The following is a 13649-nucleotide window of genomic DNA, read 5'->3' as shown; positions in this document are numbered from 1 at the left end:
TCCTCATCTTCTCTCTTAAATCTCCACTTTGATTCCGCTGCTGCCACAAAGGTTCGATACTGAACCATACACACCAAAATAGTATCTGTCAATTAAATCTGCTTGCTCTTTTGTCTTGATATTAAATATATAAGGCTTTTTTGAAAAGTCCTGTGATTCAAGCAAAAAGCTTTTTAAAATTTCTTGTTCTACACCTTCATCAATGTCAACAAGTATACTATCTTCTTCAATGCCAACAAGTTCAAAGATACTTTCTTGTGAAAAGTCGTTTGTGAGTTTGAATTCATAAACGCTAAATTTAGATGATACATCTAAAATTGAATATATTGAAGTTATAAACCTCTTTTCTGCATCGCTTTCAAACAAGATATTTTTGCCTTTTACAAGCTTTGCAATTGCCTTTATATACTCAGGATTTGTACCGCAACAACCACCATAAAGTCTAACACCGCTTTGGATAAATTCCTCTGTTGAAGATTCAAAATCAGCTATACAATCCTCGTATATAACCTTTCCATCAATCATTTTAGGGAGTCCTGCGTTTGGCTTTGTGGACAGCGGCACAAATGAAAATCCGATCATAGACTTTATAACATCTAAAAGCTGTTTTGCCCCGCCTGAGCAGTTTGCACCAACAAGGTCTGCACCAATAAAACTAAAAAAGTAAGCTGCAACCTCAGGCGGTGTGCCCATAAGTAGTCTTTTATTCTCTTCAAATGTCAAAGAAACCAAACAAGCAACATCTTTGTTTGCATTTTCTTTTGCCCTTTTGTACGCCAAAAACGCAGCCTTTGCCTCTTTTATGTCAGACATTGTTTCAATAGAAATAAAATCAGCTCCTGCTTCAATTCCTGCCAAAATCTGCTCATAAAACACAGACTCTGCCTCATCAAATTCCAAGTCACCAGATGGCCTCATCAGCCTTCCTGTTGGCCCAACAGAAAGCCCAACATACCCCCCATACTCTTTTGCAACATCTTTTGCAAGCAAAATGGCAGCTTTGTTTATCTTCTCAACCTCATTTTCAAGCCCGTACTTTTTTAGCTTTTCTCTGTTTGCACCAAATGTGTTTGTTTCAACACAGTCAGACCCTGCTTCAAAATAGTCTCTGTGTATCTTTGCTATAACATCCGGCTTTGTCAAAGACCACAGGTCTGGACATTCATCTTCTTTTAGCCCGTTTTGAATAAGCTGAGTGCCCATTGCACCGTCAAAAACTAAAACCTTTTTGTAAACATCATTTTTAAACAAAATGACATCCATCCTCTCTCTTTTTCAAGATTTTAAAAAAAGCTGCTTAAAAAAGCATTTTTAAGCAGCTTCTAATGATCCATATCTCCTTTATTTTTCTTGTGTAATTTCTTTTGCAACCTCTTCACTAAAGTCAGAGTTTATAAGCTTAACAACGGCATCTAACGCCTCTTTTTCATCTTCGCCTTCTGTAATAATTGTTATATCATCTCCATAGTTTACCATGAGCGACATCAGACCCATGATACTCTTTGCATTAGCCCTTTTCTCATCCTTTTCTATCCAAATGATGGACTTGAACTTGCTTGCAACCTGAACCAAAAGCGCTGCACCTCTGGATGAGATGCCCTGAGAATTTTCAACTTTCATCTGAAGGCTTTGCATATAATATTCCTCCTTTTCTAAGTTCCTCGGCAATTTTGTCTATCTTTCTCAGTCTGTGATTGACACCAGATTTGCCAAGGGGGTTTTTGAGCATACTGCCAAGCTCTTTTAGTGAGGCATCTTTGTATTTTATCCTAAGCCTTGCAATCTCGCGCAAGTTTTCTGGAAGGCTGTCAATACCAATGGTCTTTTCAATAAATTCAATATTCTCAATATGTCTCATTGAGGCATTTATAGTCTTCTCTAAATTAGCGGTCTCACAATTGACAAGACGATTGACATTGTTTCTCAGCTCTTTGACAATCCTAATATTTTCAAGCTCTAAAAGAGCTGCATGTGCACCAATTATATTTAAAAAATCTACTATTTGTTCACCTTCTTTTAAGTATACTACATAATGGGACTTTCTTTCAACAATTTTTGCCTCAAACTCAAACGACCTTAAAATCTTTTGCAAAAATTCAGCATCTTCTTTTGTTTTCATGTCAAACTCTAAATGATACATCTTCTCAGGGTTGGTAATTGAACCGCATGACAAAAACGCTGCCTGTAAAAATGCTTTTTTACAACATTTCTTTTTAACAAGCTCTTCTTTGAGAGAAAAACTTAAAATGTGCTCTTTCGAAGTCTTCTTTACAAAGTGCAGCTCTTTTAAAACCTGCAAGTTGTCAGTACTTGGTGGTAAAATTATGGTGTAAACATAGTTTTTATTAAGCTTACTGTTCTTCTTTATTGTAACCTCACAGTGCTTAGAAAATCCATTTTTCATAAGAAGAAAAAATGCTCTTGCTGTCTGGGCATTTTCAAATGAAGCCTTAAAAGAAAATATGCCTTCTGACTGATATATTACCCCTGCAAACTTCAAAAAGGCAGCAATGGCAGCTTTTCTACAGCAAGAAGCCTGCATTAGCTTCTTTGAGACCTCTGCCTTTGCAGACGACGAAAACGACATCTTTTCTTCTCCCCCAAAAAAGCGGCTTGAGAAAAAGTTAAGTTCAGCCTCTAAAAGGCTTGCTAAGATTCTTCAGCCTAAAATAACCCAACTTATACTCATGAATGACGTCTTTCCCATAGATAAGGTTGCTAATAACCCTTGCCAATTTTGCTGAGTTGTGACGAATAAGGCCATTTGAGATATTCAAAAGTCCTTCTTCGATTAATACATACCCATCCTCTTTTGTCTTTTTGTCAGCGTAGACTGGCTTTGCACCGTCTTCTTCATAGCGCTGAAGCACATCAAGGGGTATTGGCTGGTTGTTTACAATTACAATGTCAAAAATCTTGCCTTTGCAGTGGTTCTCTATTACACGAATGTGGTCATAAAGGGTATAATCGTCTGTCTCGCCAGGCTGTGTCATGATATTTGCAATGTAAATCTTTTTTGCATGGCTCTTTTTTATGCTCTCAACCACCTCGTCAAAGAGTAGATTTGGCATTATGCTTGTATAAAGACTTCCCGGTCCGATTATTATAACATCTGCCTTTTCAATTTCTTCTAAAACCTCTGCGTTTGGTTTTGCATCAGAAGGTGTGATAAAAACTCTTTTGATTGCACTTCTTGTTTGCTTTACAACATCAGGTATTCTTGACTCACCAACAATAACCTGCCCATTTTCAAGCTCAGCACAAAGATTTATGTTGTCAAGCGTGACAGGCAAGACCTTCCCTCTTACTGCCAAGACCTCGCTCATAAGTTTTACTGCCTTTTCAAAGCTTCCTGCGATGCCTGTCATTGCAGCTAAAAAGAGGTTGCCAAAACTCTGACCTTTCAGGCTTCCTTCTTTGAACCTGTAGTTTAAAAGCTCTTGCATTATCTCCTCTGTGTTTGCCAAGGCTAAAATACAGTTTCTGATATCACCGGGCGGTAGCATACCTAAATCTTCTCTGAGCTTTCCAGAACCACCACCGTCGTCTGCAACTGTGACAATAGCTGTGATATTGGCAGTAAGATTTTTTATACCTCTTAGCATTGTCGAAAGACCTGTCCCACCACCAATCGCAACAATTCTTGGTCCTTTTTCTAAAAAACCTTTTGAATAGATAGCATCAAAGATTGTCTTTTGACTTATACGATAAGGAAGACTTCTGTTCAAAAGCCTGATAAAACCTCTTATCAACCCCATCAGTGAAAGGAAAAATAGCAAAATTCCAATTATAAACAATGCTATCCTGAGGGATAGGTGAAGCTCTAAGGTAAAATTAAAGATTTCAACGTATCTATTCAATGACGCTGAAATCAATAAAATGCACAAAACCATAAGCAAAATCCATCTTTTTATATATATCCCTGGTTTTAGAAAATCAAATATCATGACTGTCACCCTTTTATATCTTTCTCTATATCTCTATGAAAAATCGACGCCTTATATCCATTTTTTTTGATAAGCTCGAAAAGTTCTTCAGCAATCGTAACCGATCGATGCTTCCCACCCGTGCAGCCAATTGCAATTACAAGTTGTGCTTTCCCTTCTTCTGCATAATTCGGTATTAAGAATAAAATTAAATCAAAAAACTTTTTTAAAAATTCCTTTGTCACATCCCACTTTAGCACATATTCTTTGACCTCTTTTTCCTTTCCCGTCTTGTGTTTTAGCTCTTCTATATAAAAAGGATTAGGAATGAATCTCACATCGAATACCAGGTCGGCATCCAAAGGAAGTCCATATTTGAAACCAAAAGACATAACTGTTATTAACATAGTTTCCTGAGATCTTTGAGCAGAAAAAATCTCAAAAAGTTTTTCTTTTAAGTCCCTCGGCGAAAGAGTAGAGGTATCGATGATAAAATCTGCATATTTTTTTATATCCTCAAGCTTTTCTCTTTCTTTTTGGATGGCCTCTAAGATGCTTCCGTCACTCTCAAAACTAAGAGGATGTTTTCGTCTTGTTTCTTTATATCTTTGGACCAATACATTATCATGCGCGTCCAAAAAGAGAACTTTGAAGTTGTATGTCCCTTTTTTGAGATCATTTAAAACATCCTTGAAATCGTCAAAAAGCTCTCCACCGCGGATGTCAATAACTGCTGCAATCCTTGAAATCTTGTCATTGCTTGCACTTGCAAGCTCAGCAATCTTGGGCAAAAACTGTGGAGGAAGGTTGTCTATACAAAAAAATCCCATGTCTTCAAATGCCCTAATTGCCAAGCTCTTACCAGCGCCAGACATTCCGGTTATTATCACTGTCTCCAACAAAATCACCCTTTTTGTTTTCTATTTTATGGGTATCTCAAAAAGTGGCGTTTCAAACTCGCCTATAAACTCTATTTCAGGTTCTAAAAGTACCCCAAACTTTTCATACACAGTCTTTTGTGTATGGTAAATAAGTTTTCTTACATCCTCTGCTAAGGCATCACCTAAGTTTACTATAAAACCTGCATGCTTTTCAGAAATACAAGCATTGCCAACTCTATATCCTTTCAAGCCTGCATCTTCTATAAGCTTTCCTGCAAAATTCCCTGGTGGACGTTTGAAAATGGAGCCTGCACTTGGATACTGCAGTGGCTGTTTTTCTCTTCTTCTCTGGTTGTATTCATTTGCTTTTTCTATGGGCGGGACATCTTCCTCCCCCGCATATTGCAGGCGAAAAGTTGCTTTCAGCAAAATCAGCTTTTCTTCTTTTAGTCTGCTGTATCTATATGAAAATCTCATATCTGACTTTCCAAGTTTAAGGATGTTTAGATTTTCATCCAAAACCTCTGCACACTCAAATACATCTTTTATCTCACTATCATACGCGCCTGCGTTCATATACACAGCACCGCCAACTGTACCAGGAATGCCTACTGCAAACTCCAAGCCCTTCAAGCCATTTTCGCATGCTTTTCTTGCAACCTGAGAAATCATACACCCACATTCTGCCTCAATCAAATTTTCTTCTGTTTTAAAAAAATCCATCTTAGTTGTGGTAATTATGGCACCATCAAAACCTTTGTCTGAAATAAGGACATTGGAGCAATTTCCAACAATGCGCCAACTAATTCCATTTTCTTTGGCAAGCTGTATAATTTTAATTAGCTCATCTATACTCTTTGGAAAAACAATATATCTTGCCTTACCGCCGATTTTAAATGTTGTGAAGTCTTTTAAGGGCTTGTCTTTTGAAAATTCAATATTGAGTTTTTCAAGGCCTTTTTCAAACTCCACATCAATCACCTGAATACTATCTTTTCAACATTTATTATATTATATTTAGACAAAAATTTTAATTCCTTATTTGAAAAGAGGCAAATTTTTAATCACCTATTTAGGAAATTGGTGATATAATAATAGTTATTAGTAATTATCCTGCCTTTGAGTTTGCAGAAAACTTTTGAGGAGTGTATAAAAATGATTTTTGAAGTGTTGGTAGTATCAATAATAGCTGGATTTATCGGTTCACTTTTGGGAATTGGCGGCGGGCTTATTATAATTCCTTTTTTGTCAATTGTATTTAAACTTAACATGCACCAGGCAGCAGCAGCTGGGCTTGTGTCTGTGATTGCAACGTCATCTGGTGCTGCCTCTGCGTATGTAAAAGATAGGCTCACGCATCTTCGAATCGGAATGTTCTTGCAGCTTGCAACAGTCATTGGCGGTGTACTTGGAGCAATTTTAAGCGGTTTTTTGCCCACAAAGATTTTGTCTGTAATATTTGGAATACTTCTTCTTTACAACTCTTTTTTAATGATAAAAAACAGAACGTCTGATGAAAAGCCAAGAGAATATAGCCAAGCAACAAAATGGACAAAGATTTTAAAGCTCTATGGAAGCTACTATGACAAAATTTTGAACAGAGAAATAACCTATAGCGCCCAAAACACCTTCTGGGGTTTTTTGATGATGACATTTGCAGGGCTTTTGTCTGGTCTTTTGGGAATTGGAAGTGGAATATTTAAAGTTCTGGCTCTTGATACAATAATGAAACTTCCTTTTAAGGTCTCAACTGCAACAAGCAATTTCATGATGGGCGTGACAGCCTTAGCAAGTATTAGCATATACCTTGCAAGAGGGGATATAGTCTATGACATTTGTGATGCTGTTGCAGTAGGGGTTTTAGGCGGCTCTTTAATTGGCGCAAAGGTCATGCCGTACATAAAGTCAAAATACCTAAAAGTTGCATTTGCCATTATCCTAATTTACACATCAATTGAGATGATAAAAAAGGGGTTGTTATAAAATGGAAAGTAAAAAAAGCTTGGATATAGAAAAGGTAATAAGCTTGATTTTAAGGGTTGGGGTTGTACTTAGCATTGCTGTAATCTCTTTTGGACTTTTAGCACACATTTTAGTTAATGCTAAGGTTGCAAGTTTAATAATAAAGGTGGGGCTCTATATACTCTTTTTAACCCCATTTGCAAGACTGGTGGTCTCGCTCTTTATGTTCCTTCTTGAAAAGGATTTGATTTACTTTGCAATTACCATGGCTATAATTGTCATTATCGTTTTGAGCAATATGGTGGTTTCTTTGAGGTTTTAAAAAAAAGACCACTTCCCAAAAAAGGCGATGGTCTTTTTTATTTAACTTAATATTTTACTACCTTTTTTGAAAACAATATATTCACCGCACCTCAGCTCAAATTCCTCAGGTAGTTCAAAATTATTCAAGTCAATGTTTGAAATAATTTCTGGTTCTCTGTCCCATTCACCCCAATAACAGCTATAAACTTCTATTATTTCTCCTTCAGATAAATTAGAAGAAATATAATCAAAAAGCAAATTTATCGCTTTTTTATGAGCCTTATATTTTTCATAATTAATTCTCTTTAGCCTTTCTGAAATATAAAAGTTCCCAAATATTCTGTAAACAAATTTGTTTTTAAAATGCTTTCTCACCTCTTCCTCCTCCTTGGTTATCTCTTCAACATATATCCCTGTTGCATCTTCCCATGTATCATAAACCTCAATTTCATCTTCATTTATATTTGTTAAATCAATTAGTTCAAATATTGTCCCTTTTGGTTTATTTTTTGCTTCCTCAAAAAACTTCTCAAGCCACTTTTTTCTTTTTTCACCTTCACTTTGTTTTAATCCAAAACTCCCAAGTTTCAGCTCTTTGCCAGCTGCTATGTAATGAAAAAGGCTCATTTGAAAATCTCCCACCTTTGAGCATTTATAGTTTATTGATAATAATTTTATCACAATTTAACAAGAGTTAAAAGCATGTTTAAAAATGCTCTTAGAGCAAGACAATCACAAAATGAAAATTTCAACTCCAACAGCCTAATTCTTACTTGTTCGAAAAGCTTTTCATTGACCACATTCTTCAATGTTATGACAATATTGAACATCCACACTATCAGCAAAATCCAAACAAAGGCTTTGCAAAAGGATATCTATAATCTGGAAGTTGAGGCTTGTGTTTATCTTGAAGCTTTCCAGTACAAATATTCCAACTGAAAATACATATGCCCAGTATGCAAGGCTAAACGGAAGCTTTTTCAGCAAGTACATCAAGAGCAAAACTATCAGAGCTATTAAAATCCACGCACCAAATCCCTATAGGAAATATGACAAAACATTGAAAACAGAGACATTATTTAAAGTACCTACTGTTTTTTTTAAGCTCTGTGCCAAACTTTTTGAGCCACAATTGACGCTCCAACTAACGCAAACAAAATGAATATTGTTGGAAAGCAGCCTTTTTCAATTGATCCTTGTAAAAGAAACCTTCCCTTTATTATCGACAAGTATGCTAAAAATAGCATAAATCCAATTCCAAACCCAGCTGAATTCACAAAAACTATCAAATTAGCCTGATTAGCCTGAGCATGAGATAGCTCTGTTTTGTTTACAATCTCATTTCCAAGTATTGTAACAACAAAGTTTTCCACTGGTGGCATAAAGTGAGCAAAGTTTAAAACCGAAGAGATGGACAATAAATGTCATTATGGAAAACACTGTCATCAAGAGTGTACCAACAGTGTATTTAGATATCTTCACAAAGCCCGTTGTAAAACTCATACCAAAGTATTCCTTGTTAACAAGCACATTTAGCTTTAAACTCAAAAGAAAAATTGGCATTGTTGCAAAGTAATTTGATAAAAGAGAATTTTTATGTTCTTAACAACATTGTCAAACGTAACATATCATCTTTAGATAAAAGTTTTTTACACTATCTTTCATTAGTTTTTATACGCTCTTAATAACTTTATAAATAAAATTGTGCTTTGCAAATTTCTATTTTAATGATATTATAATGTTGTATATGAGAATAAGGTGGCAAAAGGGTGAAAGCGGATTCATGATACCATTGTGGGAAAAAGATGTTTCACTTTTTGACCCCCAAAATGGATTTGTACCATATTTAGAACCATACATACTTGAAAATGGTAAGCAAAACTCATGTATAATTGTCTTTCCAGGTGGAGGATACACACACCGGGCATCACATGAAGCCCAACCTGTTGCAAAGTGGTTAAACAGTATTGGAATCTCAGCTTTTGTGCTTCATTACAGGGTATCACCTTACAAACATCCAGTTCCGCTTTTTGATGCCAAAAGAGCTGTAAGGCTTGTGAGATACAATGCAAAAAAATGGAATATAAATCCAAAAAAAATTGGGGTTTTGGGATTTTCGGCAGGTGGGCACTTGGCATCAACAGTAGGTACTCTCTTTGACCAGGGTGACAAGAAAAGCAACGACCCTGTTGAAAGGGTGTCATGCCGGCCAGATTGCATGATTTTGTGCTATCCTGTTATTAGCATGGCAGAGTTTACACATGATGGCTCAAAAAAGGCCTTGTTAGGTGACTCCCCTGACCCTGTTTTGGTTTGGACATTATCTTCCCAGAACATGGTGACTGAGAGAACACCACCAACTTTTTTGTGGCACACAAGTGACGACAGTTCAGTTAGAGTTGAAAATTCTCTTTTGTTCGCAATGGCGCTAAAAAAACACAACGTACCTTTTGAACTTCACATCTTCCCACATGGAAGGCATGGCCTTGGACTTGCTAAAGACACGCCTCATATTGAGGTTTGGACAAAGCTTTGTGAAAAGTGGCTTGAGAGCATTGGATTTATTGAAAAAGCACCTTGAAATTCGGCAGTAATTTAAAATTCATAATAGATTAAAGGGGGTTTTTGAGTATGCTTGAAAACACAAGTTATCAAATGAAAAGAAGAAGCGTTGATGAGCTGATTCAGCACCTTAAGACATTTGAGCTTGACCTTAAATTTTCTGTTGGTATCTGGTATTTTTCAGACCATCCAAGCAGATTCCATGCACCACTTGGCGAACCAAAGACAATTGAAGAAAGACTTGAAATCATCGCAAAGCTAAAAGACTATGGAGTTTGCGCTTTAGAGGCTCATTATCCAAACGAAATTAACGAAGACAACTTAGAGCTTTACAAAAAGTTTTCAAAGGACACAGGAATAAAGATTTTATCAGTAATTCCTAATTTGTTCTATGAAACCGATTTCGAATTTTCATCACTCGCCTCACCCATTGAAGAAGTAAGAAAAAAGGCTATTGAGAGACTTAAAACGTCTTTGATGTTAAACAAAGAGCTTGACTGTGAATTTTGTATCATCTGGCCCGGTGGAGATGGATACGAAAACCAGTTTGGAATTGACTTTATAAGAATGAGAGACAGGTTTGCTGAAGGTATTGCTGAGGCAATGGATGCTGTGCCAGGTGTAAAGGTTGCAATTGAGCCAAAACCATATGAGCCAAGAGGAAGAATAATTTACGGGCTGACTGGCGAAGGTATACTTCTTGCACAAAAGGTTGAAAAACTGCTGCAAAACCCTGAAAACAAAAAGATTTTAGAGGATGACTCTTTAGTGGGTCTTAATCCTGAGGTTGGACATGTTTTGATGGGATTTGAGGATTTGGCGTATGCATTTTCACTTGCACTTGAGTATGGAAAGCTCTATCATACACACTGGAACAGCCAACCACTTGGAAATTATGACCAAGACTTAAACGTCGGTGTTATCTCACCTGAACAGGCAGAAGCAGCACTTTATGTCATGAAGATGTATGGCTACAGGGGATATTTTGGAATTGACATAAATCCAGAGAGAATGCCAGTTGAGCGAGCTGTTATAAACTCAATTGATGCGATAAAAGCAATGAATGACAGAATTAATAACCTGCCACATGAGGATATAATCGCATGCACAGAAAAGCCACACAAGAATAGAGGCTTACTTGAGGCAATTTTGATAAGAGCAAGGGCAAATAACCCTTCAATCTTATCACCTATGCCAAAGGTGGAAAGGTAAATCTCAATTAAAATCAAAGCTTAAAAATGCGGCTGCAAGAGAAAAATTCTTCTTGCAGCCTTTCTTGTTAAAAATTACATATTCTTTGCAAAATGACACTATTAAAGTTATTGAAACAATTTGAGATTTTTTAAATACTGCCTTTCTGTTTTTGCATTATCTACATCTAATTTTTTGTCTGAACTAAATACATAAAAACCCTTTAAACCTTTATCATCCTCTACAATGGCAATACCTTCTGAAATCTTTGAAAAGTGATTTGGCTTTTTAATCTTTGCCTTTATTCTATCCCTCTGTCTTGCCACAGCCATATAAAAGAGTCGATCCATCTTACACCGATTTACTTATGTCTTTGGTTGCCAATAGCTACTCTGAAAGTTTGCTAATCCAAACCCTTAAAAACCTTGACTTACCTTACTCAGAAGAGGAAATAACTAAAATCAAAAATGACCTCAAAAACGAACTCCAGCTCTTTAAACAACGAGAACTACCAGAAAATGCCTTGCTACTTTCAATTGATAGCTATTCAGAGGTGAAATTAGGGACAACTCAAAAGTTAAACAGGCTACCTGCTATGTCGTTCTCGGCATCGATTTTAGATAGCAAAAAAGATATCTTTGGCATTTACACCTTCTTTGGCAAAGAAAACAAAGCTGATTGGATGAAAGTCTTTGAAGATTTAATTAGCAGAGGTCTTAAAAAAGTCTTAATAATTGTAAGCGATGACTTCCCTATCAATAAATAGATGCTGTCAAAATCGCTTGCTCTTGAGCTGACCTTAAGTTTGCTTTTGTCCACCTGCAACGTAATGTAAAACGACATATGACAAAAGAAGATAGTTCAAAATTCAATAAAGAATTAGATAAAATAAGATTATCTTCTTTTGATGTTGATGAAGCTGTCGGTGCATTTAGTCAACTTTGCAATGAATACCTTCCTAAATATCCTCGCTTTTTAAAAGGACTTTTAGAAAAAGCTAAGTATTACTCTGCTCATATAAGATATCCTGAGAAGATTAGAAAGCATATTTACACAACTAATGCAGTAGAAAGTATAAATAGTATAATTGAAAAGACAAGAATGAAATCTGGCGGATATTTTCAAGTACCAGAGGTTCTTGAGATTAATATTTATCTTCAAAGAGAGAACTTTAAGCGAGGTAAATGGAAAAATGGGGTAACCTCTTATTAAATACCATACTTACGAAATCTTACAACTCTTCAAATTACGCTATGAATTGGATATACAAAATTCTCGACAAGTCTCGACATTACCATCACCCATTTAAAAACTTCCATTATCATACTTGCATCATCCCTTCTCATCTAACATCTTCTTTATCTCTTCTATCTCCTCTTTACTCACATTAGTAGTTTCCAGAAAAGTTGCAATTACATTTCTAAAAGACCCGCCAAACATCCTCTGTAAAATATCTCTTGCTTCTTCCTTTTTATACTCCTCCTCAGTTATATTTGCCGTGTAAAAATTGAACTTCCCTTTCTTTTCTACTTTTAGAGCACCTTTTTTAGCTAAGCGATCAATTAAAGTGAATATGGTATTCTTATGCCATTTCTTATTTGTCTCCATCACTTTTGTTACAATCTCCCTGCCACTCAAAACTCTATTTTCTTTCCATACCACTTTCATTACCTCTAACTCTGCTTTTGAAATCTTTGGAAATGATTTTTCTTTCATAATTTTTGTATACTCCTTTTTATTTTTTACATGTGTAGTTTATGTTTTCATTTTACACTTGTTAATTATAATTGTCAAGTATTTTAAACAAAAATCTTTTATGTGTTTGTTGTAAAATTAAATGCAACAGGGTAAGAAAATATTGAAGCCAAAGCTTCAAACTGTGTATGATAGCAGTATAAAAAGACAAAACCATACGCAGGAGATTTGAAGTTATGACCTATGATAATCATACCACAAAGAGAAGAAGATTTAAACACCCAAGTTAAGCAGAAAGAGAAATTATAGAAAAGCTATTAGAAATTAGGATATGGCATAAGAGAGATAACAAGGGGGCTTCATAGAAGTGCAAGTACAATTTTACGTGAAGTAAAACAAAGAACAACCACTCAAATGAGAAACTGACACAAGTAACATTAGAAAAATACTTTGCTCAAACTGGTAAAGTTGTGTATGAGAGATTAAGAAGCAAAGTGTAACAGGAAAAGTAAACTTTTAGAGGTGGAAAAATTTTTGGAGTTTGTAGAATAAAAGATACTGAAAGATAAATGGGAAGTTACTGCAGTTGTTGGATATTGTAGGCAAAAGCTTGGATTTAGCAAAGATAAGATGGGAGAGAAATTCAATAGAGTGTTCAAAAGTGTAACAAGCGACAATGGTAGTGAAGCAAGTAGGCTTGGAAAAGTCTTAAATGAATTAGGGTCGGAAGGATATTATACACACCCATATTCAGCATATGAGAGGGGAACAAACGAGCGGGCAAATAGAGTTGATTTGGCGTTTTTTACCCAAAGGGAAAGAAATAAGCAAAATATCGAAAGTAGCTATAAAGAGGGGTTGAAGACTTTTGCAATAGACTTCCCAGAAGGATGTTTAACTACAAAAGTAGCATAGAAAAGTTTTTAGAGGAAATGAAGGTAATATGCGAAGCAGATACATTAGAGAAGCTTTTGTAGGAGGTATAGGAGATACCATCTAAATAGGAGAATATATAACACAAAATGACAGCTTTCTTCTTTCCTGCGGGGAAGCAGGCATATATTCGCAACTATTATCATACACAGTTTGTCGTCTTAATCAAATTACAATTTTCGGTTCATTTTAAAAA

General features: G+C 35.8%; 18 protein-coding genes and 1 pseudogene. 8 read left to right on the top strand and 11 right to left on the bottom strand.

The annotated features are described in order from the left end of the window. Positions 1–15 precede the first annotated feature (15 nt). The 6 genes from ELD05_RS02755 to murB all read right to left on the bottom strand — a co-directional run bounded on the left by ELD05_RS02755 (position 16) and on the right by murB (position 5779). Positions 16–1263, bottom strand: a complete 1248-nt coding sequence (locus ELD05_RS02755) for a homocysteine S-methyltransferase family protein (protein ID WP_127351267.1) — start codon at positions 1261–1263, stop codon at positions 16–18. A 78-nt stretch (positions 1264–1341) separates the two neighbouring features. Further along, positions 1342–1620, bottom strand: coding sequence for an HPr family phosphocarrier protein (locus tag ELD05_RS02750; RefSeq protein WP_241243588.1), 279 nt, complete (start codon positions 1618–1620; stop codon positions 1342–1344). Continuing rightward, on the bottom strand, positions 1610–2587 hold the full coding sequence (gene whiA / locus ELD05_RS02745; RefSeq protein ID WP_127351265.1) for a DNA-binding protein WhiA: 978 nt from the start codon (positions 2585–2587) through the stop codon (positions 1610–1612). The genes ELD05_RS02750 and whiA overlap by 11 nt, the downstream gene beginning before the upstream one ends. Positions 2588–2630: 43 nt before the next feature. Then, positions 2631–3947 carry a gluconeogenesis factor YvcK family protein gene (locus tag ELD05_RS02740; RefSeq protein WP_127351264.1) on the bottom strand — a complete coding sequence of 439 codons (1317 nt, stop codon included), beginning with the start codon at positions 3945–3947 and terminating at the stop codon, positions 2631–2633. Positions 3948–3952: 5 nt separating this feature from the next. Continuing rightward, positions 3953–4825, bottom strand: coding sequence for an RNase adapter RapZ (gene rapZ, locus ELD05_RS02735; protein ID WP_127351263.1), 873 nt, complete (start codon positions 4823–4825; stop codon positions 3953–3955). 21 nt (positions 4826–4846) lie between these two features. Further along, positions 4847–5779 (bottom strand): UDP-N-acetylmuramate dehydrogenase, encoded by a 933-nt coding sequence (murB, locus tag ELD05_RS02730; protein ID WP_127352914.1) that lies wholly within the window; start codon positions 5777–5779, stop codon positions 4847–4849. A 183-nt stretch (positions 5780–5962) separates the two neighbouring features. Here murB and ELD05_RS02725 point away from each other — a divergent pair, with 183 nt between their 5' ends. Together ELD05_RS02725 and ELD05_RS02720 are read left to right on the top strand one after the other, a co-directional pair. Further along, positions 5963–6790, top strand: coding sequence for a sulfite exporter TauE/SafE family protein (locus ELD05_RS02725; protein ID WP_127351262.1), 828 nt, complete (start codon positions 5963–5965; stop codon positions 6788–6790). Between the two features lies 1 nt (position 6791). Continuing rightward, a complete protein-coding gene (locus tag ELD05_RS02720; RefSeq protein WP_127351261.1) occupies positions 6792–7091 on the top strand; it encodes a DUF1634 domain-containing protein in 300 nt (99 codons plus the stop codon). Positions 7092–7132: 41 nt separating this feature from the next. Here the strand turns inward: ELD05_RS02720 and ELD05_RS02715 are convergent, their stop codons facing one another. From ELD05_RS02715 to ELD05_RS14730, 3 genes are all read right to left on the bottom strand, one after another. Next, a complete protein-coding gene (locus ELD05_RS02715) occupies positions 7133–7699 on the bottom strand; it encodes a hypothetical protein (RefSeq protein ID WP_127351260.1) in 567 nt (188 codons plus the stop codon). A 162-nt stretch (positions 7700–7861) separates the two neighbouring features. Next, positions 7862–8065, bottom strand: coding sequence for a hypothetical protein (locus ELD05_RS14735; RefSeq protein ID WP_127351259.1), 204 nt, complete (start codon positions 8063–8065; stop codon positions 7862–7864). A 107-nt stretch (positions 8066–8172) separates the two neighbouring features. After that, positions 8173–8490 carry an SLAC1 family transporter gene (locus tag ELD05_RS14730; protein ID WP_127351258.1) on the bottom strand — a complete coding sequence of 106 codons (318 nt, stop codon included), beginning with the start codon at positions 8488–8490 and terminating at the stop codon, positions 8173–8175. Between the two features lie 11 nt (positions 8491–8501). Here ELD05_RS14730 and ELD05_RS13970 point away from each other — a divergent pair, with 11 nt between their 5' ends. The 3 genes from ELD05_RS13970 to ELD05_RS02695 all read left to right on the top strand — a co-directional run bounded on the left by ELD05_RS13970 (position 8502) and on the right by ELD05_RS02695 (position 10846). Further along, on the top strand, positions 8502–8648 hold the full coding sequence (locus ELD05_RS13970) for a hypothetical protein (RefSeq protein WP_164742570.1): 147 nt from the start codon (positions 8502–8504) through the stop codon (positions 8646–8648). A 207-nt stretch (positions 8649–8855) separates the two neighbouring features. Then, positions 8856–9653 carry an alpha/beta hydrolase gene (locus tag ELD05_RS02700; RefSeq protein WP_127351257.1) on the top strand — a complete coding sequence of 266 codons (798 nt, stop codon included), beginning with the start codon at positions 8856–8858 and terminating at the stop codon, positions 9651–9653. Between the two features lie 50 nt (positions 9654–9703). Beyond that, a complete protein-coding gene (locus ELD05_RS02695) occupies positions 9704–10846 on the top strand; it encodes a TIM barrel protein (RefSeq protein ID WP_127351256.1) in 1143 nt (380 codons plus the stop codon). 107 nt (positions 10847–10953) lie between these two features. Here ELD05_RS02695 and ELD05_RS02690 read toward each other — a convergent pair whose 3' ends face one another. Next, positions 10954–11175: a hypothetical protein gene (locus ELD05_RS02690; protein ID WP_164742545.1), complete on the bottom strand. Its 222-nt coding sequence runs from the start codon at positions 11173–11175 to the stop codon at positions 10954–10956. Here ELD05_RS02690 and ELD05_RS14725 point away from each other — a divergent pair. Both ELD05_RS14725 and ELD05_RS14720 read left to right on the top strand, forming a co-directional pair. Continuing rightward, positions 11121–11591, top strand: coding sequence for a transposase (locus ELD05_RS14725; RefSeq protein WP_307720915.1), 471 nt, complete (start codon positions 11121–11123; stop codon positions 11589–11591). The two genes, ELD05_RS02690 and ELD05_RS14725, sit on opposite strands and share 55 nt — an antisense overlap. A gap of 77 nt (positions 11592–11668) precedes the next feature. Then, positions 11669–12037 carry a transposase gene (locus ELD05_RS14720; protein WP_277601427.1) on the top strand — a complete coding sequence of 123 codons (369 nt, stop codon included), beginning with the start codon at positions 11669–11671 and terminating at the stop codon, positions 12035–12037. A 120-nt stretch (positions 12038–12157) separates the two neighbouring features. On the opposite strand, the gene ELD05_RS02680 is transcribed toward ELD05_RS14720, so the two are convergent. Next, positions 12158–12541, bottom strand: coding sequence for a BlaI/MecI/CopY family transcriptional regulator (locus ELD05_RS02680; RefSeq protein ID WP_127351254.1), 384 nt, complete (start codon positions 12539–12541; stop codon positions 12158–12160). Between the two features lie 215 nt (positions 12542–12756). Here ELD05_RS02680 and ELD05_RS15125 point away from each other — a divergent pair. Continuing rightward, a pseudogene (locus ELD05_RS15125) lies at positions 12757–13497 on the top strand (IS30 family transposase). Positions 13498–13649: the final 152 nt, after the last annotated feature.

It is taken from the genome of Caldicellulosiruptor changbaiensis (assembly GCF_003999255.1).
Classification (GTDB): domain Bacteria; phylum Bacillota; class Thermoanaerobacteria; order Caldicellulosiruptorales; family Caldicellulosiruptoraceae; genus Caldicellulosiruptor; species Caldicellulosiruptor changbaiensis.
This window is presented reverse-complemented; position numbering and strand designations above follow the sequence as displayed.